Raw genomic sequence first — 25079 nt, forward strand, 5'->3', positions numbered from 1 at the left:
TAAGTTATTGATTATGGTTTGCCTAATTCGGTATTTTATTAACCTTATCAAGCCATGTAAATTTAAGAATTATCGAAGTGATAATGAATAGTATCAGGGCTATAATAGCTTTATTATAATCCCTTATTACAAAATATATGGGCAACACGATCATACTGGACTGCCAAATAATACCTATGACACAATTCATCATATCCTTCCAAAAAGCGTGGTTCTTTGTAATGGAAGGGTCTTCCTTTTTCAATTCTTTATAGATCGTATGCCACCATCCCCAGGGACGTACATCTTTGTAAAACGATTTAAGCACCGTCATATCAGTAGGTTTACTCAGAAAGGTTCCTAAAAAGGATCCCAGGAGTGATACCCCAAAAATAATAGGGAACAAATAAATAGCATGTAATTGTGATAACTCATGCAAAGCACTGCCTTCAATAAAGTTTCCCTTGTTCTGATCAAGTATGAATTGCAAAGTAGCAATTATAAGACCTGCCAGCATGCCCCAGAAATAGCCCCATCCATTAAAGCGCCACCAGACCCATTTCAGGAAATTGGCAGCCACATAACCACCAAATAGCGCACTGGTGATCCACAGGGTCAGTGAGTTGATAGAGTTGGCAAAAAATCCCATGAACACACCAATACCTACTACCAGAAAAGAAGCCAAATGACTCACTTTTACATAGTGCCTGGGCGTGGCTTCGGGTTTAAAATATTTCTTATAAATATCGTTGACTATATAAGCCGGCCCGGCATTAACAAAGGCTGAAAAGGTAGACATAAAAGCAGCGAGTAATCCCGCCAGCAAAAGTCCTTTAATACCTATAGGTACATGAAAGTTAATCACTTTTGGCAATAAGATTTCTAAATCCTCTCCGCTAAGCAGGGCATCACCGTTCATTTCAGGACTTAAGGTAACCAATGCAATAACAACCACCGCAGCGATTAACAAATAGCGAGGAATATATAGGATCAGGCTCGTAAAGCCACTCATATAAGCAGCTTCTTTTACCGTTTTTGTCGATAGAATTCGCTGTAGATCAAAACTGGGCACCGGTCCTGCAATACTTGCAAAAAAACCTTTAAACAAGGTCATCCCTATAAAGGCACCAAACATCTTATAGCCTTCGGAATCGATCAGATCATTAAAGGCCTGATATTTTTCACTCCAATGTGTTTCAAGTTCCCAGCCAAAGAAGATATTCTTCCATTCTTCCGAAATGACCGATCCGATCTCCACATCACTGATAGAGATAAACACATAGGCCGCAACCAATAAGCCGGCAATACACATGATACCGTACTGCAATACTTCGGTAGCCACCACAGAAAACATACCGCCTTTAATGGTATAAATCGTAGTAAGTAATATGATGATCAATGCGTAGGATTGCTCGGAAGTTAAAAGTTGCTGGGCTCCCAAATGCAGTGCCATGTCCCAGGGTAAAATAATGGCAATAAATTTCCCGACACCTTCAAAAAAGTAAGCGATAAAACCTATAGAGGATACAATGGCAAAAATAGCCACAATTATATGCGAAGCTCTTCCTGCGCGGTCATTGCCGAAACGTGTCAATATCCACTCGGAACCGGTCATTATATTGGACCGACGAATCCAAACGGCCAGAAACATCATAATAAATACCTGGTTCCATACAGGCCAGAGCCACATGAACATAAAACTCTTCACGCCGTATAAGAACAGAATACCAACCATCCAGGCGGTTCCGGAGACATCAAACATCCCCGAGCCATTACTCAAGCCAAGGAAATACCATTTTATGTTATTGCCTCCCAGGAAATAAGATTTAAGTCCTTTGGACGCCTTTTTAGAAACCCATATTCCAACGAAAAGCGTGAGAAGCAGATATACTAATATTATGGATGTATCAACGATACTCATTCGGTGTCACTGTTTTTGATTAATCCCCAGTTCTTGTTAGGTTCGGGTCCCATAACCAAATGCAATGTGCCCCCATTCAGAATGTCCTGATGTGCAATGGATGTACCTTTGAGTGTTTCACCATTTAACGTAGCTTCCTGGATGTATATATTTTTGTTACTCAAATGTTCGGTTGTAATACTAAATTGTTTTTCAGAATTCGGAATATTGATCTGAACACTTTTAAAAAGCGGAGTCCCCAACTCATAGTGTCCGGATGCAGGATTTAAAGGATAGAATCCCATGGCGCTAAATACGTACCAGGCAGACATCTGCCCGCAATCTTCATTACCGCTCAGTCCGTTTGGCGTGGTATTGTATTGGGTATCCATAATATGCTTTGTCCAATACTGTGTACGCCAGGGTTTACCGGCATGATTGAACAAATAGGCTATATGGTGACTGGGTTCATTACCATGGGCATACTGGCCGATAAGGCCGGAAATATCAGCAGAAATATTGTCCCCTGTAATTTCAGAAGATTCAGTAAATAACTGCTCCAGGCGCTGCGTAAATATAGATTCGCTGCCATGCATATCAATGAACGACTTTGTATCATGTGGTACAAACCAGCTATGTTGCCAGGCATTCCCTTCGGTATAATCGGTATGTTCCCGGTGATTGGAATATTTGGGATCAAAAGGGGTGTTCCAGGTTTTTCCATCATCTGCCTTTCCTCTCATAAATCCGTTTTCGGGATCAAACAGGTGTATATAGGCTTTAGAACGTTCCAGGAACATCTTGTAATCGTCTTCTTTACCAAGTGCTTTTGCCATCTGTGCCACGCACCAGTCATCAAAAGCATACTCCAAGGTAATGGTGACCGATTCATCCAAAAGGTTGTAAGGTATATAGCCATATTCTTTATAGAAATTGAGTCCCCTGTCATCATTCATCATGGTGGTTTTCATGGCTTCAAAAGCCATGTTGGCATCAAACCCCCGAACGCCCTTAATATAAGCTTCTGCAATAACGGGAATGGAATGATAACCGGTCATAGTATTGGTCTCATTGGCGTAAAGTGTCCAAACCGGAAGCACACCCCGTCCTTTATAATATTCCAGCATGGAATTAATAATATCCGAAGTTTTATCAGGTTCGAGTAAGGTTAGTAGCGGATTTTCAGCCCTGAATGTATCCCAGAGCGAGAGGGTTGAATACGCGGTATAATTGTCAGCTGTAACAATACTATCATTTTCTTTTCTGAACTGGCCGTTCTTATCGCTATACGTTACCGGAGCTAACATGGTATGGTATAAAGCAGTATAGAATATAGTCTTAAGGGAATCCACATCTGTTTCAACCTGGATCTTCGATAAGTGATCTTCCCATACTTCCTGAGCTTCCGCTTTAACCTGTTCGAAGTTGAATTGGTTTTTATAATCGAGATTCTCTTTGGCATTTTCAATACTTACCGAAGATATGGCTACTTTAACTGCCAGATTATTGCCTTCATTTTCACCAAAGAACAACTGCGCCGAGGTTTTATCTGCTTCAACGCGTTTCTCATCTAATAGTTCATGATTGGCGTGGAGGTTATAACCAGTTATAGGTTTGGAAAATTCTACTACAAAGAACACCTTTTGGTTCCGGGCCCAACCTTTACTGAAACGATAGCCACTCACTGTATTTTCGTCCTCTATGTTAATGGACGTCTGTGTAGGGCTGTCCCAGTTTATGGCAAATCCCAGATCCATAACAACCGATTTCGGATCTTCTTCCATAAACGTATAGTTGTGGAAAGCCGTACGCTGTGTAGAGGTTAACTCCACATTAATATCATGGTCCTTCAGGTACACCTGATAATATCCCGGAGCAGCTTGTTCCTGACTATGGCTGTAAACGGAACGGTATGCTATGTCATCTCTGGACTCGGGTTTTACAGTCAGATCCACTTTTTTATTTACCGGTATGATCAATATATCGGTTAGATCCCCTATACCGGTTCCACTTAAATTCAAATGTGAAAACCCAACTAGCAAAGAATCCGAATAATGATAACCGGAACTCCAGTCCCAACCTCCAACACCATTAACGGGGCTTACCTGTAACATGCCAAACGGAACAGTTGCTCCGGGATAGGTATGACCGTGTCCGCCGGTGCCTATAAAGGGATTTACATAATCAGTTATTAAGTCTGTATTGGCTTCCTTGTCCCTGTTAATCTGGTTACAACTAAACATAAGGACGGTCAGTAATGAAATTAAGGTAATGTTCTTCATACGCTTACTCTGGCTATTTAGTTTATAAAAATTTGTAATTTTGGTCGGACGAAAAATAAATTTAGACGGATAACGTGTAATTGAAGCTAAACGGCAAAAAACGAAGTAATCGGTTCTTTTAAATATGAAATTTAATTCAAGTAAGTTATATCAAATCTCACTGTCTCACCATGTTATTTTCTGGTCTGTCTATTTTTTATTCAATACGTTTCGCTGGGGAAGCTATTTTAACGACTACGTGTATTCACTCCAAACCAATTTATTGGGCTTTCCTATACATATGGTTTTGTGTTATCTCAATATTTATGTATTGATGCCGAAATTGGTTTTTAAGAAGCGGTACCTCTCGTATGTTATTCTTTTACCAACCTGTATATTTTTAATGGTGCTGCTTAAATTTAATCTCACCTATTTTTTAGTGAGTGAAGATGTCTGGCCTGAAGGTCCGGAGGTCATCAATCGTATTACGCTTAATTATACCATTGATATGATGATCGGTGAACTTTATGTGATAACATTTGTCACCGCCATTAAGATCACACTTGATTTTTTGAAAGAGCATAAACGTGTAACCGACCTGGAAAAGGCACAGTTAGAGACCGAGCTCTTATTTCTAAAAGCGCAGATATCTCCGCACTTCTTTTTTAATACGCTAAATAATATTTATTCGTTGGCAGTTGAAAGGTCGAAAAAAACGCCTCAGATTATTCTCAAGCTATCGGAATTAATGCGTTATCTGCTTTATGAGACCAAGCACCGGCGTCAGTCTTTAGAAAAGGAAGTGCTCTGTATTCAAAATTATCTCGACCTTGAACGCATACGTCATGGCGAATTATTAGAGGTCAATATGTCCATTTCCGGAGACATCAGAGGTAAAAAGATCGCCCCTATATTACTGTTATCTTTTGTTGAAAATGCTTTTAAACATGGAGCCAATGCAAATATTGGTAAAGTAAAAATCGATATTAATTTTATGGTTCAAGAAGATTTTCTTTATTTTACAATCTCTAACCCGAAGCCGACCCTAAGTAAAAACAACCAAAGTCAAAAGATAAGTTCCAGCGGTATCGGGATTGAAAATGTAAAGAAGCGACTTGCTCTGGGGTACAAAAAGAACGATTATAAATTGACTTTTAATACAGACGATGATCAATTCATTGTAGACCTGAAAATAAAAGTAGCATGAAAATTAAATGCCTGATTATTGATGATGAACCGTTGGCGGTAAATGTTATTAAGAATTACCTCGAGCAAATAGACGATGCTGAGTTGTCAAATACCTTTAACAATGCCATAGACGGGCTTAATTATCTAAAGAATAACAGCGTTGATGTCATCTTTCTCGATATCAATATGCCTGTGCTTGACGGACTTGGTTTTATTAAAAGCCTGGAAAACCCTCCTTTGCTCATTATCACCAGTGCTTATGATGAATATGCCATAGAAACCTATGAACTGGATGTTCTGGATTACCTGGTTAAACCGGTTGAATTCCCCAGGTTTATGAAGGCATTTAATAAGGTGCATCGTCGTTTGGGCATTAAAAAAGCGTCTCAGGATAAGCTTAACGAACGCCCCTACCTGTTCATTAAGATAGACAAGAAGAAAATGAAAAAGATCTTCCTGGATGAGATCCTGATCATTGAATGTTTAAAGGATTATTTGAAGATCAACACCACCACCGGGAAATATATTGTGCACAGTACGCTATCTGATTTCACCAATTTATTACCCGCCAGGAATTTCATTAGAATCCATCGTTCCTATACCGTGGCTATTGATAAGATTGAAGCTGTGGAAGGCAACAGTGTTGAAATAGATGGACTTCGTTATGTTATCGGGCGTTCCTACATCGATCAGGTTAAGGGCAAAATCCTGAATTCCACAACCTGATCACCTCAGTTGCAATACGTAGATAAAAACTTGATATTTTTTGAGCCCTACTCTAGAATAAATAGCGCTTAAAAGCTTCCATGGCGGCATAATCGGCCAGCCCCATATCATTGTATTTTTTGGCTGTTAACCGGTTTCTGTCCTCCACGCGTACCCAAAACTCCCTGGAATCATCTCCCTGGAACATCACGCCATCTTTTTGGGACTGATGATAAAATATGGCATGGCGTTTTTTAAGTACCTGATCCGGGCTCATGGGAACTGCCATATCAATTTCATAAAGCTCCCACTCGTGCCAGGCACCGCGGTATAGCCATACCCAGCAATCCTTCATATAATCCTTATGCTTTAAAGCCTCTATAGCCATAAACAAAGCATCTAAACATACTTTATGGGTACCATGGGGGTCAGCAAGGTCTCCGGCGGCATAAATTTGATGGGGCTTAACGCGTTCAATGATGTCACACATGATAGCGACATCTTTTTGCGACAAATTATTTTTCTTGATGGTGCCCGTTTCATAAAACGGGAGGTCCAGAAAATGCACATGACTATCATCAAGGTTTAGATACCTGGTGGCGGCCAGTGATTCGCTACGACGGATATTGGCTTTCAATTTTCTAACTGGAAGTGTATCGATGTCATTTTCGGTTTTCTGATTTAAAAATTTGATGATAGCATCAGCATCTTTTGAATCGGTGCTAAGGGATTTAGCTATTTCGGCAAATTTCAATGCTTCTTCGTCAGATACGGCAATATTCCCGGAAGTCTGATAAGCTATATGCACCTCGTGCCCCTGCTCTACAAGCCGGTCGAATGTACCTCCCATAGAGATCACATCGTCGTCCGGATGTGGGCTAAATATAATGACCCGCTTTTGCTCCGGTTGTGATCGTTCGGGACGGTAAGTATCATCGGCATCCGGTTTACCTCCGGGCCAACCGGTAATGGTGTGTTGCAGTTTGTTGAACATCTTAATGTTCAGATCGTAAGCAGTTCCTTCTTCAGTCAAAAGACCGGACATCCCATTGTCATTATAATCCTTATCGGTTAATTTTAAAATGGCTTTATTAGTTAATTCACTTAACCAAACCACCGCTTTTAATTTTAAAAAATCGGTCCAGATACAAGAGGTTACCAACCAGGGAGTCTTCACGCGGGTCAACTCTGAGGATGCCCCCTTATCCAGCACAAAAGTTGTATTGTTGTGTTCCTGCAAATAGGTTGCGGGAACCTGGGAGGTGATCGCTCCTTCAACAGTCTTCTTAACAATATCGGCCTTACTCACACCCCATGCCAAAAGGACAATGCGCTTTGCTGCCCTTACCGTACCTACCCCCATAGTAATGGCTTTTCGGGGCACATTATCTATACCCAAAAAAGCAGGTGCCGCATCCACTCTGGTAATATGATCCAGCGTAATACTTCGCGTTCCCGAATTGTAATGCGAGCCGGGTTCATTAAAACCGATATGTCCGGTTCGGCCTATGCCCAACAACTGAAAATCAATACCTCCATACGATTTGATCTTCATTTCATAGTCGATACAATGCTGATACAGCGCCTCAGCCCTAACACTACCATCCGGTATATTAATATTTTCAGGCAGTATATCTACATGGTCAAACAAATGCTCTTGCATGAAGTAGTAATAACTTTGGATATTCTGCTTGTCCATCGGATAATACTCATCCAGGTTAAAGGTAACGACATTGGCAAAACTGAGCCCTTCTTCTTTATGCATTCTCACCAGTTCTTCATATACCTTTATTGGTGAAGATCCTGTGGCCAGGCCTAAAACACAGGTTTCATTCAGTGCTTCTTTCTTCCTGATGAGATTGGCCATTTCCCGGGCAACAAGTACGGAGGCCTCCCGGGAAGAATCAAATATGACGTTGTGGATACGCTCAAACCGGGTGTCTTCAAATTTGCCGGCTTCAGTGTAGGTAATGGTTTGATCTAACATGATTGCAACATTTCCAATTAATAAAAATAAATTTAGGTATTGTGGTTATTTCAAAAATCAAAATTTCGACCAACAACGGCTGGCACAAGACAAAGGTATTAGCCATTATTGCCCGTCAATCGGATTTAGCTATGAATTCTTAGGAGAATATATTTTACTATCAAATTCTTGTTTAAATTAAATACACTTTTATAAAATAAAAGCGCAGTACACCGCTACGCTTTTAACTAACTCAAACTAAACTAATCTTAACAATTTATTGGTGTATATTAAGGAAAACGATGAAGTAATTTTTATAAGGGCTACACCTCAAATGATATAAATGGGTGTAGCCCAACCAAACTAAACTAACTATATAATCACTCAAATAATAGAACTTTTGTATTTACGGACGTCTCTTCATTAATTCACAAATAATTTAGTCTTCAATCATTTACATTAATGCTTTTAATATCTCCTCTTTCTTTTTTCCATGTCGTTATAACCAAAAGAAGACAAAGTATTGAAGCTATGGCGCATGAGGCATACATAGCAAACCATCCAAGAGTATCGGTAATATAAGCTAAACCGACACCCGAAAACGTGGCTCCGACATAGCCAAAAATACCCGTCATGCCACATGCACCGGAAATGGCTTCTTTTACCGTAACCCTTGAAGCCTGAACGCCACTAATTAAATTCTGCGGACCATCAATGAGAAAACCAATTAACAATAAGGAAACGCCCGTTAGGATAATATTATCGGGGCCGGAATAAAAATAAAAACCAATGATACTGAAGGTTAATAAAATGAGATAAATAACATTTATGGGGACACATCGGCCATTCCAATACCGATCTGCCAAATACCCTGCAACGATACCTCCGGGTATGCCTGCTAATGGCATCAATGTCCAGAATATGGCAACACTAACTTGATCAATGCCCTTGATATCATACAAAAAAATAGTTGCCCAATCCAAGGTGCCATATCTTACAATGTAAATAAACATATTGGCGATACTCAAGATCCAAATATATTTATTGGTAAATATGTATTTTTTTAATATCTCCCAATGCGACAAACCGGAGGAGCCCAGCTTAACAACGGCTCTGTCATTTTTATAGTTTTCAATTGGAGGCAGACCTAATGACACCGGTCTATCCCTTAAAGTAATAAACAAGAAAATAGCAGTCAGGCAACCAATTATTCCGGGTACATAAAAAACCGCTTCCCAGCCAACTATTCCTTTATAATACAGATTTATTATTCCGGCAATAAGTAACCCCACACCAAAGGTACCTGCCGTATGTGAGGAAGACATAATGGTCCATTTCGTTGCCCTTTCTTTCGGGGAAAACCAATGCACCAAACCTTTCGCTATTGGCGGGAAACCCATTGAATTGAAAGCTGCGTTTAACCCCCAGAAAAAAACTATTAAATACAGACTATTCAAGTAGCCAATAAACAAATGGATAATGGAGGCTAAAAAAAGACCTATTGCCAAAAATATCCTGATATTAGCCCTGTCCGCTATCATGCCACTAATAAACTTTCCGATACCATAGACTACATAGAACACACTACTTAAAATCCCCAATTCCACAAGATCTATTTCTAACTTCTCACTTATAAGCGGTAAAGCCGGTGAAATGTTTTTTCTTGTAAAATAAAAAATGGTGTACCCAATATACATACCAATAAACATTCTCCACCGCCAATGTTTGTATGTCTTATCAATTAGGTTTTTAGGCACTTCATATTCTGAAGGCTTTATCTGCCTTAATGAAGGTAATTTTCGAAATAACATGCTGAATTGAGTTAGGATATATGTGCCTTCAACAGACACACATATCCAGCTTTAGATTAGTGATTTTAACTATTGGATTTTTTTTGAACTATTATGGTATGAAATCTATTACCAGCCTTCATTTTGAGTTATTGTACCATCACTGGTACTTATAACTAATGGTGGTATGGGCCATACATGATAAACATCCGGTTTATATTGTGGACGCGCCGGCCATATTTCTTCAACAGTAAAAGCTGAGTTAGGATCTGTTTTGTCAACATGGATTCTTCCGTGTAAGGCATTTGGAATTACTGAAGCTGCATCACCCCATCTAACCAAATCCTCATATCTTCCAAATAGTTCTCCGGCAAATTCAGCTCTTCTTTCATACTTTAAGTCATCCATAGTCGCCCCGGATAGGGATGCCAAACCGGCTCTTTCCCGTACCTCGTTTAATGGCCCGTCACCATTTTGCCCTTGCATTAATAAAGCTTCAGCCTTCATCAATAAAATATGAGAGTATCTCAATAAAGGCAGGTTTAAATCTGTGGTTGGATGATCTCCATTACCATTTAAGTGCTGCGCATCCGGATAACTATAGGGTTCCATATACTTATTAAATTGAAACCCTGACCAATTAATTGTTGACCAATATTGTCTTTCTTCTCCAAAGTAGGTAAATGTATCCCCAAATTTTAATAACGTGGCTTCTCTCCTGCTATCGCCTGAGAGATAAGATTCGTATAATTCCAATGTAGGCGCGAAATACCCCCAACCATTATATTTACCCCATCCTTTATTCTCTAAAGAAGCCCCGGGAAAAATACTGCCTCCTATTTTGTTACTTGGAACTGACCATAAATACTCCGGTCCCCAATTGTTTACAATAGTAAAGACATCTTTAAAATTAAGCTCCAGGGCATTCTTCCCTGAATTGATCACATCATTACATGCTTCCACAACTTTTGACCAGGAACCTGAGTCATATTGAGCATTGTGCAAGTGTGTACGTGCTAAATATCCTAAAGCAGCATTTTTGTGTGGTTTTCCATAATCCGCCTGATTTAACTGGTCAAAATATGGCAGCATCTCGGCGGCTTTGGTAAAGCTTTGGGCAGCAAAAGCATAACTTTCACTCACATGACTAGGTCTTTCTATAAAGAACGTCTCAGTATTTTCATCTACAATGGGAATACCTGCCCGATGGTCCCCATAAATAACTGACAACTGAAAATAACATAACCCGCGCATAAAATAGGCCTGGCCCAATGCAAAATTCTTAATATCGGTATTAATATCCATATTGGGAACATTAGTTATAATATCATTTGCACGTTTAATTACTATAAAATGCTTCCCCCAAATATCTCTTGTATAAGACCCTGAGCCATCTGTATAGAAGTTCTTAATATCTTCTATTTGCCCTTTTGATTTTCCAACGATGAAATCATCGCTTGGAATTAAAGAGTACAAGTGCATCCCTCTACCATAGGTTCCTTGAAAATCATTCATTATATATAGACCATTGGTAGCAGCCGTTACATCTTCAGCCGATTTCCAAAAAGTTGCCAAAGTTGGAGCGCCTTCGGGTTTAAGTTCCAGAAAGTCACCATCACATCCTGTTAGGATGAGTAATACAAATGTTAATTTTATAATGTTTTTCATCTCTTCAATTTTTATTATTAAAATGTTAGATTTATACCAAGCGTAAAGATTCTGCTTATTGGATATTGCCCGCCATCGATACCTTTATTCGCAACTTCCGGATCTAACCCTGAATAATTGGTAATCGTAAATAAATTTTGTCCTGACACATAGGCTCTTAACCTGCTATAAAACTTTGACTCCGGAAACGTATAACCGATCGTTAAATTCTTCAGTCTTAAATAATCAGTACTTTCAAGCCAGAAGTCCGAAGGTCTTAAGTTGTTATTAGGATCATTATTTGATAATCTAAAATTTGACGCATTCATGTTTCCGGGATGCCAGGTGTTAACAGCTTCGGCTGATAAGTTTGCCCCGGCCACTGAGGTTTGAGCCGGATAAAGGGTAGTTAACTTAAAGCCGTTATAAGCTTTAGAACCACTTACGCCCTGGAAAAATAAATTAAGATCAAAGTTCTTATAATTAAAAGTCGCATTTAAGCCATAAGTGAAATCAGGAAATGCGCTTCCTTTGTAGACTTTATCCTCACCATTGATCACGCCATCATTATTCTGGTCTTTGAACCTTAAATCTCCGGCAACTGCATTAGGGTGTGCGGTATCCGCGGACGCCTCACTATCCGATTGAAAAATGCCATCAGCCTCTAAAAGATAAAATGAGAATAATGGTTCCCCAATTACAGACTCTATAGGAAAATGGGTTGCAACCTGGGTAAAATCTAAAATATTGGTAATGCCGTTATCTAATGCTACTAATTCGTTATTTATTTTAGAAATATTTGCAGAAATATTATAGGTGAAATCACCTTCATACTTTTGATAGCCTAATGATAATTCCACACCCTTGTTACGCACTTGTCCCGCATTTACAAAAGGGGCATTACTTACACCGGCAAGCGAACTAATAGGCAGTGGTAAAATTAAATCTTTAGTATCCTTTATAAAATAATCTGCAGTAAGGGTTAATCTACTATCCAACATGGATAAATCAACTCCAAAGTTCAACTGCTCTGTGGTTTCCCACACAATATCCGGGTTAGAAATACCGTCTAAAGCAAAACCGCTTACATAATTTGGGAGCCCAAGAATTACTTGTGTTTCAGACAAGGGCACATTAGTTGGATAATTACTTAAAGATGAAATATTGCCTATTCTACCCCAACTTGTTCTAAGCTTCAAACTATTTATTGATTTACTTTCTTTTAGAAAATTCTCCTCAGATAGTTTCCATGCCAGCGCTAAAGAGGGGAAAGTACCCCATCTATTTTCTTTAGCTAGTTTGGATGTGCCGTCTCTTCTAACACTGGCAGTTAATAAATACCTGTCTTTAAAAGTGTAGTTTACCCTGCCAAAATAAGATGTTAATCTGTTCTCTTCTTTTCCTTGTACAGGTTTATCAAACGACGTTGCGTTTACCAAAAAAAGTGAATTAGAGTCCTCACTTGATAAATCCCGTCCTATAATTGAAAAATATTCCTGGGAATAACTTTGTAGTGTATATCCGCCTAATAATGTAAGCGCATGTATATCTTTAAAAGTTTTGTTATAAGAAATAGTATTTTCTAAAGACCAATCAATTTGTTTTACTTCAGCAACTTGCAAGCTGTTAGTCGTTTTCTGGGTTTTAGATACTTCAGGAACACGCGGATCAAATTCTTTATAGGATTCATTCTTAAAATTTATTCCAAAGCTTGATTTAAACTTAAGCCCCTCTAAAATGTCATAATCCAGATACAAATTTCCAAAGAGGTCTGTAGTTGGATGATCTATATCAATTCGTTTTAAAGTTGACACAGGATGAATGGTAAGTCCGTAACCGGCATCCGGCATATTAGAATAATTCCCATTTTCATCGTAAACGGACAAATGCGGAGGTGCTTTTATAGCTTGTGCAATAATACCATTATAATTGGTTTCACCATTGGCCGCCTGGGTACCGGTAAATGCACTGTTACCATTAATTCTTGTATATGAAATATTCTCCCCAACCTTCAATTTATCGTTAATTCTAAATTCTGAATTAAACCTGGCGGTTATACGATTAGCTATGGTATTAAGAAGCGTACCTTCCCTTTCATTGTAACCCAATGAAGATGAAAATATATAGTTTTGATTACCTCCACGGATACCCAGATCATAATTTTGAATAAACCCGGTCTGAAATATTTCGTCCACCCAATTAGTTCTGGTAATCTGACCATCGGGGTTCTGAGAAGGATCATGTACAGGATCTCTGGCCAAACCCGAATTATCTGCTGAAATGTTATAATACTCAGCTTGTTGTGCTGCATTTAGAGCTTTTGGCTTCTTCCAAACACTTTGTGTCCCCGTGTAGGCGTTAAAATCAATTTTCAAATCGCCATCTCTCCCCTTTTTAGTAGTAACAAGAATGACCCCACCGGCCGCTCTCACACCATATATAGCAGTGGCAGAAGCATCTTTTAATATGGCCATAGACTCAATGTCAAAAGGATTTAGAGGCCCTCCGTAATATGGCACGCCGTCAACAATCCATAAAGGTGATTCGTCTGATGTTGTACCAACACCTCTGATTCGGACTTTAGGAACACTTGTTGGGTCTCCTCCGTCACCAATAACGGTTACCCCAGACACATTACCCTGAAGTGCTTCTTCTGTATTAGTCACTGCTCTGTCCTCAATATTTTTCACACTTGAAACGGCACCTGTAAGATCCTTTTTAGCAACGGATCCATAACCGACCAGAACTACTTCATCCAATACGGATGCATCCTCAATAAGAACTATATCTATTTTTGTCTTATTCTCCACTAAGATCTCCTGAGTTTTAAAACCTATATACGATATGACCAAAGTTGTATTTCCTGTTGAAAGATGTATTGAATAATTACCATCAAAATCAGTTTGGACACCATTAGTAGTCCCTTTTTCTAAAATATTTGCTCCGGGTAAAGGTTGGCCGGATTGATCAGTAACAGTTCCTGAGACTTCATGCTCCTGCTTATTCTTTAGTGGAACAAGTGTACCCGGTTTCTTTTTAATCAGGACAGTATTATCATTGGTCACTACAATATTAAAATTACCGCTCGACAGACTTTTATTTAATAATCTATTCGCTTTTATAGTTCCTTTTTTAACCTGAACTTTAGGAAAATCATCAAAAATGCCTTCCTGATAAATAAATTTATAATCTGTTTGATCCATAATAAGATCGAAAACCTGATCTACCGTAAGAACCTTATCGCTATCTATTTTAACTTTAGAATTTTGCGAAATAATAGTATTCGGTGTCAAACCAAATACTGTTGTAAAGCACAAAAAAATAAAGGTTCTCATGATGTTAATTAATACCTTCTTTCCAATATTGGATAGAAGCTTGTTTGAATTAATTTTCATAAATTTGATTGTTATTAGTTGATTAAACATTTAATTAATTAGTAATCGATATCAAGGGGATGGAGTTTTATACTTTCCACGGTCTAAACTCTGTTCCCTTTTTTTTAGCATGATATGCTAAAAGGTCTTATTCTAGTGTAATTGTTTTTCCATTTATTTCATAGTTTTTGATTATACTTAATGTTTGTATGGTAGTTAAAATTTCTTCCAGGTTTTGATTCTTGCCTAACACCCCCTTAAAGGTAATGTCTTCCAACTGCTTATTTTTAAAAGCCACATCCACATCATACCATCTGGAAATAACTTTCATAATATCTTTCAATGGCTTACCCTTAAAACTAAACACACCTTCTTTCCAGGAAATTTCGCTTTCAACATCTACTTCAGCAACCGAAACGGTATTGCTCACTACATCTAAAATTGATTGTAGGTTTGGCGTTAAGTTTTGTTTCTTGTTATCATAACCTACGGTAACCTTACCCTCTACCAGCGTAGTATAAATATTAGTTTCGTCTCTATAAGCTTTGATATTGAACTCTGTACCTAAGACCTCTACTTCCTGTGATTTATTTAATACGATAAACTTAGAACCGTTATGCGCTGCACTTGATGTTACATCAAAATACGCTTCGCCATACACCAATTCCACCTGACGTGTTTCTCCTTCAATGAAACTAACCGGATATTTCAACTGAGATTCGGAATTTAACCAAACCTTTGTACCGTCTGACAGCACTATATAAAACTGTCCGCCTCTTGGAATGGTTAGATAATTGTACACCAGTTCTTTTGTTTTCCTACCTCCGGCTTCATAAACAATTTGCTCCCCATTACTATTGGCATTTGAAGTTTGAAAGGAAGCACCTTTTTCCAAAGGCACTTGCTCTCCATTTGCTAAAGTCAAGGTGGCTTTGTCTGTGCCCGGCGCTATGATATTTGTATTTACAATTACAGGAGTGACATTGTCATCAACAGATTCACTAAACAAATCATACTTAAAGAAATAAGCTGTCACAAATAACCCTATTATAATAGCCGCGGCGTACTTAGAATACTTTTGTATTCTTTTTAGCCTGATCAATCGCTTTTCTTCTTTTATAAGTTGATCAAGTTTCTTTCTGGTATTATCTGAATTGAACTGCTTCAAATTGTATTCTACTATAAAATTTGTTTTAACATAGTTGCTAAATTCTCTTTCATTATCCGGATTTTTAACCCATAACTCCAACTCATCCAGTTCTGAAGAAGATGCCTGATTTATAAGATATTTAGTCAGGAGTTCCTGAATTTTTTTTGACGCCATAATAATTACATTCTATACCCATAAAGCGAAGCTAAATTGAACAACCCTAACTTTTTTGATAAGTTTTTTTATATTTTCGCATTAAATCATATCAAATTTTATCATTTTACATATGCACGTAGTATTTAAAAGTGATGTTATTCTTATTAAAGCTTTAAAAGATGGTAACCCTAAGGCATACAGCTCTTTAGTTGACACCTACCACCATAAGCTATGTGTTTATGCTCATGGTTTGACAAACGACCATGACCTCTCAGAAGATATTGTACAGAATGTATTTGTTTATGTATGGAAAAACAGAACGAAACTTAAAGATGACTTTTCCGTAAAAAATTATTTATACCGATCTGTATACAATGAATTTATTGACCAGTACAGAAAACGAAAATCTGTTTTGGCTATAGAAAAGAAATATATTGATGCCTTAAGTCAAATTGTTGAGGAAGAAGAGAATTCATTGGAAAAACTGATAGCTCTGGTAAAACAAGAAATTGAAAATCTCCCCCCTAAATGCAAGCAGACTTTTTTATTAAGCAAGCAAGATGGGTTGACTAATATAGAAATAGCTGAATATCTGAACGTATCCATAAAATCAGTTGAAGCACATATTACCAAGGCCTTTTCCATTTTACGCAAGACAGTTGGTAATAAAATGGACGGTATTCTGTTTTTGCTGTTCGGAGCCAATAGAAAAAACTATTCTTCAAATTAGATCTTGCAGTAATAATTAAGTTTTAGCCAACATTTGTGATTAGTTGTATTTTGAGTTATAAATGAATCCATCCTGTAGTCAAGTCCAAATTCGGAGCGTTGCTTTTCATTCACAGTGAAGCCTATCAATGGAACCATTCGAACTTCAAAGTCATAGCCTTTTTCGAACTTCTTTAACCTTTCATTAACTACACAAAATAAAACGAAGCTATTATTTTCAAATATTGAAAAAACGTAATTGCAACTAAAACTAAACTATGTTGTGCTTCCTTTTCTATTTTATTCAACTCCTCCTATAATACTTTGAACAACCTCAGGATTCAATAATGTTGATGTATCTCCTAAATTACGGGTGTCCTTATGGGCTATCTTTCTTAAGATGCGCCTCATGATCTTTCCGGATTGTGTCTTTGGTAAGCCACTGGTGGATTGGATCTTATCCAGTTTGGCTATAGGCCCTATATGTTCCGTAATGATCTGATTGATCTCTTCCCAAAAATGCTCCGGATCCCTGACCTATTTTCTATAAACCTGATAATATTCCTCTAAATGTTTTATGTGGTAATTGCTCATATCTTAAACTTGATGTTATCTTTAAGCGATAATAGTTTCCAAATTGTTAATCACATTATCTATGGGTCTTTTGACAAATGACCTAATTTTTATATTTCTTCTTTTGGCTTCTTCCAGGATCTCACCTTGCAGATAAAACCCTATGGAACCTACAAAGTGTAACGGTTTATCTATAAGTTCCTGTTTATAACAACTAATTAGGTTATCGAACAACTCTTTTATACCCTTTTCTATAATCTCACTTAAAAAGGGCTCCGATCTATTATCTATTAAAAAAGGGGTGAATCTTGCCAGGTAGGCACTTGGATTATTAACTTCGTAAAGATTTTTGAGCACTGTTTCCAAAGACACATCAAAGACGCCCTCAAATTCCTCTTTCAGATGTAAGGGCATCTTATTATAGAAATATGCATTTAACAATTGCTTCCCGAAATAATTACCACTGCCTTCATCCATGATAATGAAACCTAAGGAAGCCTGATGAACATGTGCTTGCTCTCCATCAAAAAAACAACAATTAGACCCCGTTCCTAAAATACAAACTACACCGGGTTCATTCGTTGTCCCATGGATAGCCGCCATGAGATCTTCTTCCACAACCACCCTGGCCTTCGGAAAAAATTCTGCTAATATTTTTTTTAGAAATAATTTGGTAGTATTGGCACCACACCCGGCGCCATAAAACAGAACCGTATTTACATCCTCATAAATACTAACCAGGGTCTTATTTTGAAATAAAATATCACTAATCTGGGATATATTGAGCAATACCGGGTTTATACCCTGGGTCGTTATTCTGGAAATAACATTTCTAGTTGAATCTAATAATACCCAATCACATTTCGTAGAGCCACTATCTGCTATTAATATCATTTATATATTGTTCTTTAAATTTTGAAAGTATTTTACATGATCGTAAATACTTTTTAGCCTTAGTTTCACTTGCTCACAGGCCAATTTAGACTTCCCTTCTACTTTTATCTCCATAACAAAGCCCTCATTGCTTTTATTTAACCGTCTTATTACAAACCAACCATTTGGAAAGTATACTTTCAATGCTTTGGACTCCTGTTTTTGATATAGATCGAATTCTCCAGATACCCAATTGATATACCTTTCATAGACCTCAGTATTTTCCATATACTCATTTTGAGTCCAGTTATAAGTATAATTCATAATCAATATATCCTCCTTGATTTCCATAAACCATACATTAATTGTAATGCTTTTGCACAAAAAGGCAGGCTACTCTGATGCTAACTATAATGAAATAAAATCACCAATAGTAGCCCTATCCTTTCAACTAAACATAAAACTAACTCTTAATTTTCTTGCCTAAATCCTAATATCTATACCTTACAAAGGCTTCCATGGCCGCATATCGGGCCATCCCCAATTGATCATATAGATCTGCCGTCTCCTTATTCCTATCCTCAGCACGTTGCCAGAACTCCCTGCTGTCACTCCCCTGGAACACTACACCATCTTTTTGTGACTGGTGCTTGAATATACCCTTGCGCTTTTCTAGAACCTGGTCTGGTCCCATAGGCACGGCCATTTCAATATCTTCTACACCCCATTCTTGCCAGGCCCCTCTATATAACCATAACCAACAGTCATCCATGAACTCCTTGGGCTTTAAACGCTTCATAGCTTCAAACACTGCATCTAAACACACCTTATGGGTCCCATGTGGATCTGCCAGATCACCTGCCGCATAAATTTGATGTGGCTTTATTTTTTCTATAAGATCCATTGTAATTTGAATATCTTCTTCGCCTATAGGCTTTTTCTCTATGGTTCCTGTTTCATAAAACGGCAATTCCATATAATGAATCTGACTATCGGGAACACCAACAAAATGACAAGTTGCCCTGGCCTCACCCTTTCTTATAAGCCCCTTAATATGTCTTACTTCGGGACTATCAATTTCACTGTCCTTTTTATTCTGGAGAAACTTGAGGGCTTTTTTGTAAATGGTATTGGCCTTTTTGTTCTCAATGCCGAACTTCTCATTGTAATCACATACAAAATGGGCAAACCTTAGGGCCTCATCATCAGCCACGGCTATGTTCCCAGAAGTTTGATACCCTACATGTACTTCATGCCCTTGTTCCTGCAGGCGCTTGAAAGTCCCTCCCATACTGATGATGTCATCATCCGGGTGCGGACTGAATATGAGCACGCGTTTTTTTGCCGGCTCTGCCCTTTCCGGTCTATTACTGTCATCGGCATTGGGCTTGCCCCCGGGCCATCCGGTTATAGTATGCTGTAAACTGTTGAATATCTTTATATTGATATCATAGGCAGGCCCCGAATCGGCCAAAAGATCGCTCATACCGTTCTCAATGTAGTCGGCATCCGTTAGCATCAATATGGGTTTATCAATCTTTAATGCAAGCCCCAATACCGCCTTCCTTGTCAGTTTATCGGTCCATGTCACTTTTTCAACCAGCCAAGGGGTTTCTATACGCGTGAGTCTTGAGGCCGCAGCCTGATCCAAAACAAAGGTGGCATTGTTATGCTCCTGCAAATAACTGGCTGGAACCTGGTTGGTCACCTCTCCCTCCACCGATGATTTAATGATATCAGCCTTTCGCTCTCCCCAGGCCATCAAGATTACCCGTTTGGCTTCCATGATCCTCTTTACCCCAAGGGTTATCGCCGTTCTGGGTGTCCTGTCCAGACCCCCAAAGTCGCCACTGGCGGCGACCCTGGTGATATGGTCTAGGGCTACTAATCTGGTTTTGGAGTTCTTAAGGGAACCGGACTCATTAAAACCGATGTGGCCGTTACCGCCTATACCCAATATCTGGAGATCTATGCCTCCAATGGCCTTTATCTTTGATTCGTACTGGTCACAATAGGATGCTATGGCCTCCTTAGATAGGGTACCGTCAGGGATATGGCAGTTCTCCGGAAGGATATCCACTTGATCGAACAACAGTTCCTTCATAAAACGCACATAACTATGAATGGAATCAGGTTCCATTGGGTAGTATTCATCCAGGTTAAAGGATACCACATTCTTAAAACTAAGGCCTTCTTCTTTATGCAGGCGTACTAATTCCGCGTACAGGCCCTTGGGTGTTGAACCGGTAGCCAGCCCCAGAATGCAGGGTTGCTTCTGTGCCTGTTTGACCTTTATTAGGTCCGCTATTTCCTTCGCTACAGCCTTGGAAGCCTGCTCTGCATTCTCATAAACTACGGAACCCGCATTTTCAAAGCGTCTTTCAAAACCGGTCGACCTATCAATGTTACTCTTTAGCATTGTCTTTATGTTTTGTTTCTTGTTTCGGTTTGTATTAATGTTTATTTGCTTGTCCAGCTTTTGTACCTGTGTCCTTTAATGGCATAGAACAATATAATGGCATAGCAGGGTATCAGTATCCAATAACTACCTGTCGCTGCTTCTGCCGTTGCCCCTGCCTGGTCTATTCCCGCGGCCAACAGTTCGTGCTTTTTGGCGTCTACCAGCCTGCCGTACAATGGCGGAATGATGGCCCCTCCTGAGATGGCCATAATTAGCAGCGCAGAGGCCGTCTTGGTGAACTTTCCAAGGCTGTCCAATGTAAGCGGCCATACGGCAGGCCATACCAGGGCATTGGCAATACCCAAAGCGGCTACAAAAAGCACGGAGGTATAGCCCGACGTTTTTAATATGCAAATGCTGAAAACGATACCCAGAAAGGCACTTACCGTCAAGGCCGTTTTCTGGCTGATATATTTGGGTATCAATATCACCCCTAAGGCATAGGTAGCAACCATGGCCATAAGGGTAAATGTGGTAAAGAATTTGGCTTCTTCTCCTGTAAAGCCCAATGATATACCGTAGGCTATGATGGTGTCCCCGGCTATCACTTCGGCACCTACATAGACGAACAGGGTCAGTACGCCCAGCCAAAGGTGCGGGAACTGGAATATATTTGTCTTTACTGTGGTTCCTACAGCAAGCTCATCACTTTCTTTAGCTTCTACATGCGGTAATGGCGCTTTTCTTATTAATAAACCTAAAACGAGTAATACTACCGCCATTATAATGTAAGGGGTAAATACGCTATCGGCCATGGTATCTAAAAGCAGTCCCTTCTCTTCTATAGATACCGTGCTTAGTTTTTCTTTTACCTCATCAATACCGGAAAGCAATAATGAGCCAAATATCAACGAGCCCAGTGCTCCAGCTGTTTTATTTGCAATTCCCATAATGGCTATGCGTTTGGCCCCGCTCTCTATGGGGCCCAATATGGTGATATAGGGGTTGGCAGCCGTCTGCAGAATGGTCATCCCCATGCCCTGTATGAATATGCCGGTCAGGAACACCCAATAGGTCCTTACTTCGGCCGCAGGGATAAAGACCAAGGCCCCAAGGGCCATGATTATCAGACCAATGGACATCCCTCTCCTGTAGCCTATCTTTTTCAGAAGGTAAGAGGCAGGCAAGGCCATGACCACAAAGGAAATATAAGAAGCCGAGGCCACCAGATAGGACTGGGCCTCGGTGAGCTCGTTGATCGTCTTCATAAAGGGGATCAAAGCCCCGTTGATCCAGGTTACAAAACCAAATATGAAAAATAGGCCTGCTATGATTAGGATTGGAACTAAATTGTTTTTGCTTGATGCAGTTTCTTGTGAATTGGTCATAAATCTATAATCTCTATTTTTTATTTAAATTTTACCGACGTTAATCGGTTTCTTTATTTGACAAAAACTCATTTTTAAAATACAACCAAAATGGCTTCTTTTCCCATTGCTCTTCCTTTATTAAAACACAACAAATTCATTAAACCCTATGTTTTAATCTTTTTATTTGATGTCTCCTCTCCCAATTATGATTTTATAATGCGGTTCTAAATGCTATTCTTAATCAAACAATTTTGTTATTAGCACTATCCCACTGAACCTGTCGTTTCTGCTTATAAGTTTTTACAGCCATAGGTGTTGCTATAGCCTCTTCAAAAGCACATTCTATATTGCAGCTTGTTTTTGAGTTTTTTTTATCCATTCGGAAGTTGCATAACCACATGCCCGTAATAGTTGTTCTCCCCTAACCCCAAAACCTATAAGCCCTAATCTTATGGGCCTTTCCAAAGAATTTGGAATTATGCCAGGTTTACCGACTTCATGATAGAAAGCGCTCCAAGAGCTAGAGGCAAAAATACCAGCTCCGGCCAGACTTAAAAGTGACAAGGATCCTAAGCCATTTAACACTTGCCTTCTATTTAAACCTTTTATTGATTTTTCACTTCTCAAACTATCCCTTCTTGTTACCCTATTTTTTACTCCATTATTCTTATCAGTTCTTCCAAATATGTCTTGCAATAATCTGGAACAACTGATGTATTAAGACTTTCATTTAAAGCGTCCTTTACTCTATTTTTTTCCGAAACAGATGTATTTGGATTTGTTGCTTTCACCACTATATCAAACAAAACCTGCTTCGCTCCATTTTTCACCATAGTATTTTGTTCTGCCAATAGTACAACCAATTGGTCTACAACATCTGTTCCTAAGGCAACCGCACGTTCATGCGCCAATACACGTAACCGCTCATCTTCTTCATAAAACCCTTTGGCGACATAATCCGGATTTAAATCCAAATCTTTTATGCTTACATTTCTAAATTGGACATATTTTCCTTCTTTTTCTGCATGATTGGGTTGAAAACCTACAAACCCTTTTAATTGCATATGTTCCATTTTTGGAATGGTATCGGTATCAACCGTCATTGTTAAATTTCCATCCACAATGGTAGTAACCACTTTTCGGTCACACCGTATTTCCATGCTATGCCATTGATTCGGGGTTTCTGTTGGACGGTTTTGAACGGCCGCATAACCATATAATGCCCCTGTACAGTGAAAGTCATCTAAAGGAGGGGTCCAAGGCGAAACCAATTGGATTTCAAACCCCGTTTCCCAATCATAAGGACGCTCAGAACCGGCTCTAATAATTACTCCACTATTACCATCGTCAGGAAGTTGGTATTCAAATTTTAAATGGAAATTAACATACTCTTTTTTTGTAAAAATGAAGTCTCCTTTTTCGAATTTATCGGAGTACATCGTACTGTCTTTTATTCTGAATTTAGCATCGCCTACATCTCTTACCTCCCAATGGTCTAAGTTCGTACCATCAAACAACACCGTAATATCGGATTTAGGTTGTACTGCTACTTCTTCACTTTTTTCCTTTTTACATGAGACAAATAGCGCAATTATTAACACTGATGCTACAACAAAGTTTTTAAGTTTACTTTTATTTGGTTTCATTTTTTTATGTTTATTAGGTTTATATTTCAGTCTTAATTATTCGAATTGTGATAAGTTCCATGGTTCTCTGTATGTTCTGCTTAACATAGCATTAGCCGCTGGATCGTTTATAAACTGTTCGGTCTCCGGGTTCCATTGTAGGTTTCGTTTTAAACGGAACGAAATCAGGGCCAAATGCATAGGTAGTGTCAACTCTCGTGAGTATGCCAAATTACTTTTAGGCAGTTCCCTTGATTTCATACAATTAAAAAAATTTCTTTGATGGGGCACTAAAGTCAAGTTCCAATCTTGAAGTTCTTCTAACGAATGACCTTCTGCTCCTGGAGACCGTTTTAAGGTTATTGGTACTCCAGGAAGCTCCTTAAATGTTTCGTTTCCGATTTGAATGGTCTTAGAGAAGTAATCACATAATAAGGTGCCTTGTTCTCCTTCAAAGTACGCCCCTATACCCATATTTTCTGCACCTGATATCTCCTTGGGTGGCTCTGTTGTCCAGAACAAATTCAAATCATCAAATTTAAAATCTGCTTCGAACCAATACGGTGTTTCTGCAATGCCATTAGTTCTTCGTTTACCACGCGTTTCAATCTCTTTTAAGCCCTTAGGGCCTAAAGCCATATAAACTACATCGGTTATATGACACCAAAAATCCCCAAAAACACCTGAACCATAGTCATAAAAAAGACGCCATGTCCATGAAGCACGTGGCTCTGAATACGGTTCGTTAGGTGCAGGCCCCAACCACATATTCCAATCCAGTGTTTCTGGAGGGGTTTGAAGTGTTGGATATCCTAAACTTTCAGATTGCTCCGATTTCCATAAGCGTACGGTCTTTATTTTTCCCAATACGCCAGACTGAATTATTTCTGCAACACGGTGAAAGTTATCGCTGGAATGAATGAAATTATTCATTTGAAAAACCCGTTTGTTCCTTTGCAAGCTTTTTAACATCACCTGTCCCTCTTTGACATTGTGTGATAAAGGCTTTTCTCCATAGACATCCTTACCGGACTCAAAAGCCATAATAGCGATAAGTGCATGCCAGTGATCGGGCGTTGCAATAGATACGGCATCGATATCTTTTCTATCAAGAACCTGTCTAAAATCGGTGTAGGCATCTACTTTTGTGTGAGGTCTAAGTTCCTGTAAAAGGCTTAATTTCTCCTTTATCTTCAATTGATTGACATCACAGATGGCTACAATATCTACATCGTCATGTTCTACAAAACCTTTGATATGCATACCAGAAATACCTCCTACTCCAATAATTGCCAACCTAATTTTATCACTTGGCTTTATTAGGTTAAAACCGTGTGCCAAAAGTGGCAATCCTGCAACTCCCAAGGAGGTCGTTTTTATAAAATTTCTTCGTGTTCCCATGCTCTTATATTT

The 25079-nt window shown here is 38.9% G+C and carries 17 protein-coding genes and 1 pseudogene; 3 read left to right on the forward strand and 15 right to left on the reverse strand.

The features are described 5' to 3' along the window. Positions 1-22 precede the first annotated feature (22 nt). Together Q0983_RS20940 and Q0983_RS20945 are read right to left on the reverse strand one after the other, a co-directional pair. Complete coding sequence (locus tag Q0983_RS20940) at positions 23-1900, reverse strand: sodium:solute symporter family protein (protein ID WP_299557291.1); 1878 nt, start codon at positions 1898-1900, stop codon at positions 23-25. Next, positions 1897-4161: a GH92 family glycosyl hydrolase gene (locus Q0983_RS20945; protein WP_299557293.1), complete on the reverse strand. Its 2265-nt coding sequence runs from the start codon at positions 4159-4161 to the stop codon at positions 1897-1899. The genes Q0983_RS20940 and Q0983_RS20945 overlap by 4 nt, the downstream gene beginning before the upstream one ends. Positions 4162-4285: 124 nt before the next feature. On the opposite strand from Q0983_RS20945, the gene Q0983_RS20950 reads away from it, so the two are divergent. Further along, positions 4286-5347, forward strand: a complete 1062-nt coding sequence (locus Q0983_RS20950) for a sensor histidine kinase (RefSeq protein WP_299557295.1) — start codon at positions 4286-4288, stop codon at positions 5345-5347. Beyond that, positions 5344-6054, forward strand: coding sequence for a response regulator transcription factor (locus Q0983_RS20955; protein WP_299557297.1), 711 nt, complete (start codon positions 5344-5346; stop codon positions 6052-6054). Before Q0983_RS20950 ends, Q0983_RS20955 begins: the two co-directional genes overlap by 4 nt. Before the next feature lie 52 nt (positions 6055-6106). Here Q0983_RS20955 and nagB (Q0983_RS20960) read toward each other — a convergent pair whose 3' ends face one another. The 5 genes from nagB (Q0983_RS20960) to Q0983_RS20980 form a co-directional block, all read right to left on the reverse strand. Next, positions 6107-8020 (reverse strand): glucosamine-6-phosphate deaminase, encoded by a 1914-nt coding sequence (nagB, locus tag Q0983_RS20960; protein WP_299557299.1) that lies wholly within the window; start codon positions 8018-8020, stop codon positions 6107-6109. A 425-nt stretch (positions 8021-8445) separates the two neighbouring features. Continuing rightward, on the reverse strand, positions 8446-9810 hold the full coding sequence (locus Q0983_RS20965; RefSeq protein WP_299557301.1) for an MFS transporter: 1365 nt from the start codon (positions 9808-9810) through the stop codon (positions 8446-8448). 108 nt (positions 9811-9918) lie between these two features. After that, positions 9919-11457 (reverse strand): RagB/SusD family nutrient uptake outer membrane protein, encoded by a 1539-nt coding sequence (locus Q0983_RS20970; protein ID WP_299557303.1) that lies wholly within the window; start codon positions 11455-11457, stop codon positions 9919-9921. 17 nt (positions 11458-11474) lie between these two features. Then, positions 11475-14831 carry a TonB-dependent receptor gene (locus tag Q0983_RS20975; protein WP_299557305.1) on the reverse strand — a complete coding sequence of 1119 codons (3357 nt, stop codon included), beginning with the start codon at positions 14829-14831 and terminating at the stop codon, positions 11475-11477. 127 nt (positions 14832-14958) lie between these two features. Then, the gene (locus Q0983_RS20980) at positions 14959-16134 is read right to left on the reverse strand and encodes a FecR family protein (RefSeq protein ID WP_299557307.1); all 1176 of its coding nucleotides are present in this window, start codon (positions 16132-16134) and stop codon (positions 14959-14961) included. 112 nt (positions 16135-16246) lie between these two features. On the opposite strand from Q0983_RS20980, the gene Q0983_RS20985 reads away from it, so the two are divergent. After that, complete coding sequence (locus Q0983_RS20985; RefSeq protein ID WP_299557309.1) at positions 16247-16846, forward strand: RNA polymerase sigma-70 factor; 600 nt, start codon at positions 16247-16249, stop codon at positions 16844-16846. A 278-nt stretch (positions 16847-17124) separates the two neighbouring features. On the opposite strand, the pseudogene Q0983_RS20990 reads toward Q0983_RS20985, so the two are convergent. The 8 genes and pseudogenes from Q0983_RS20990 to Q0983_RS21025 all read right to left on the reverse strand — a co-directional run. Continuing rightward, a pseudogene (locus Q0983_RS20990) lies at positions 17125-17358 on the reverse strand (acetyl-coenzyme A synthetase); the annotation flags it as partial. Between the two features lie 81 nt (positions 17359-17439). After that, positions 17440-18291, reverse strand: a complete 852-nt coding sequence (locus Q0983_RS20995; protein ID WP_299557311.1) for a BadF/BadG/BcrA/BcrD ATPase family protein — start codon at positions 18289-18291, stop codon at positions 17440-17442. Beyond that, entirely contained in the window at positions 18292-18621 is a 330-nt protein-coding gene (locus Q0983_RS21000) for a hypothetical protein (RefSeq protein ID WP_299557313.1), read from the reverse strand. Between the two features lie 139 nt (positions 18622-18760). Further along, positions 18761-20689, reverse strand: a complete 1929-nt coding sequence (gene nagB, locus Q0983_RS21005) for a glucosamine-6-phosphate deaminase (RefSeq protein ID WP_299557315.1) — start codon at positions 20687-20689, stop codon at positions 18761-18763. A 41-nt stretch (positions 20690-20730) separates the two neighbouring features. After that, positions 20731-22059 carry a sugar MFS transporter gene (locus Q0983_RS21010; protein ID WP_299557317.1) on the reverse strand — a complete coding sequence of 443 codons (1329 nt, stop codon included), beginning with the start codon at positions 22057-22059 and terminating at the stop codon, positions 20731-20733. 324 nt (positions 22060-22383) lie between these two features. Beyond that, positions 22384-22737, reverse strand: coding sequence for a hypothetical protein (locus Q0983_RS21015; RefSeq protein WP_299557502.1), 354 nt, complete (start codon positions 22735-22737; stop codon positions 22384-22386). Beyond that, positions 22695-23687 (reverse strand): DUF1080 domain-containing protein, encoded by a 993-nt coding sequence (locus Q0983_RS21020; RefSeq protein ID WP_299557319.1) that lies wholly within the window; start codon positions 23685-23687, stop codon positions 22695-22697. Before Q0983_RS21020 ends, Q0983_RS21015 begins: the two co-directional genes overlap by 43 nt. Before the next feature lie 36 nt (positions 23688-23723). Continuing rightward, a complete protein-coding gene (locus Q0983_RS21025; RefSeq protein ID WP_299557321.1) occupies positions 23724-25067 on the reverse strand; it encodes a Gfo/Idh/MocA family oxidoreductase in 1344 nt (447 codons plus the stop codon). Positions 25068-25079: the final 12 nt, after the last annotated feature.

This window comes from Seonamhaeicola sp., assembly GCF_028281565.1.
Classification (GTDB): domain Bacteria; phylum Bacteroidota; class Bacteroidia; order Flavobacteriales; family Flavobacteriaceae; genus Seonamhaeicola.

Coding starts and splice junctions, on each gene's coding strand:
- Q0983_RS20940 (WP_299557291.1), bottom strand. CDS start 1,900: ATGAGTATCGTTGATACATCCATAATATTAGTATATCTGCTTCTCACG.
- Q0983_RS20945 (WP_299557293.1), bottom strand. CDS start 4,161: ATGAAGAACATTACCTTAATTTCATTACTGACCGTCCTTATGTTTAGT.
- Q0983_RS20950 (WP_299557295.1), top strand. CDS start 4,286: ATGAAATTTAATTCAAGTAAGTTATATCAAATCTCACTGTCTCACCAT.
- Q0983_RS20955 (WP_299557297.1), top strand. CDS start 5,344: ATGAAAATTAAATGCCTGATTATTGATGATGAACCGTTGGCGGTAAAT.
- nagB (WP_299557299.1), bottom strand. CDS start 8,020: ATGTTAGATCAAACCATTACCTACACTGAAGCCGGCAAATTTGAAGAC.
- Q0983_RS20965 (WP_299557301.1), bottom strand. CDS start 9,810: ATGTTATTTCGAAAATTACCTTCATTAAGGCAGATAAAGCCTTCAGAA.
- Q0983_RS20970 (WP_299557303.1), bottom strand. CDS start 11,457: ATGAAAAACATTATAAAATTAACATTTGTATTACTCATCCTAACAGGA.
- Q0983_RS20975 (WP_299557305.1), bottom strand. CDS start 14,831: ATGAAAATTAATTCAAACAAGCTTCTATCCAATATTGGAAAGAAGGTA.
- Q0983_RS20980 (WP_299557307.1), bottom strand. CDS start 16,134: ATGGCGTCAAAAAAAATTCAGGAACTCCTGACTAAATATCTTATAAAT.
- Q0983_RS20985 (WP_299557309.1), top strand. CDS start 16,247: ATGCACGTAGTATTTAAAAGTGATGTTATTCTTATTAAAGCTTTAAAA.
- Q0983_RS20995 (WP_299557311.1), bottom strand. CDS start 18,291: ATGATATTAATAGCAGATAGTGGCTCTACGAAATGTGATTGGGTATTA.
- Q0983_RS21000 (WP_299557313.1), bottom strand. CDS start 18,621: ATGGAAATCAAGGAGGATATATTGATTATGAATTATACTTATAACTGG.
- nagB (WP_299557315.1), bottom strand. CDS start 20,689: ATGCTAAAGAGTAACATTGATAGGTCGACCGGTTTTGAAAGACGCTTT.
- Q0983_RS21010 (WP_299557317.1), bottom strand. CDS start 22,059: ATGACCAATTCACAAGAAACTGCATCAAGCAAAAACAATTTAGTTCCA.
- Q0983_RS21020 (WP_299557319.1), bottom strand. CDS start 23,687: ATGAAACCAAATAAAAGTAAACTTAAAAACTTTGTTGTAGCATCAGTG.
- Q0983_RS21025 (WP_299557321.1), bottom strand. CDS start 25,067: ATGGGAACACGAAGAAATTTTATAAAAACGACCTCCTTGGGAGTTGCA.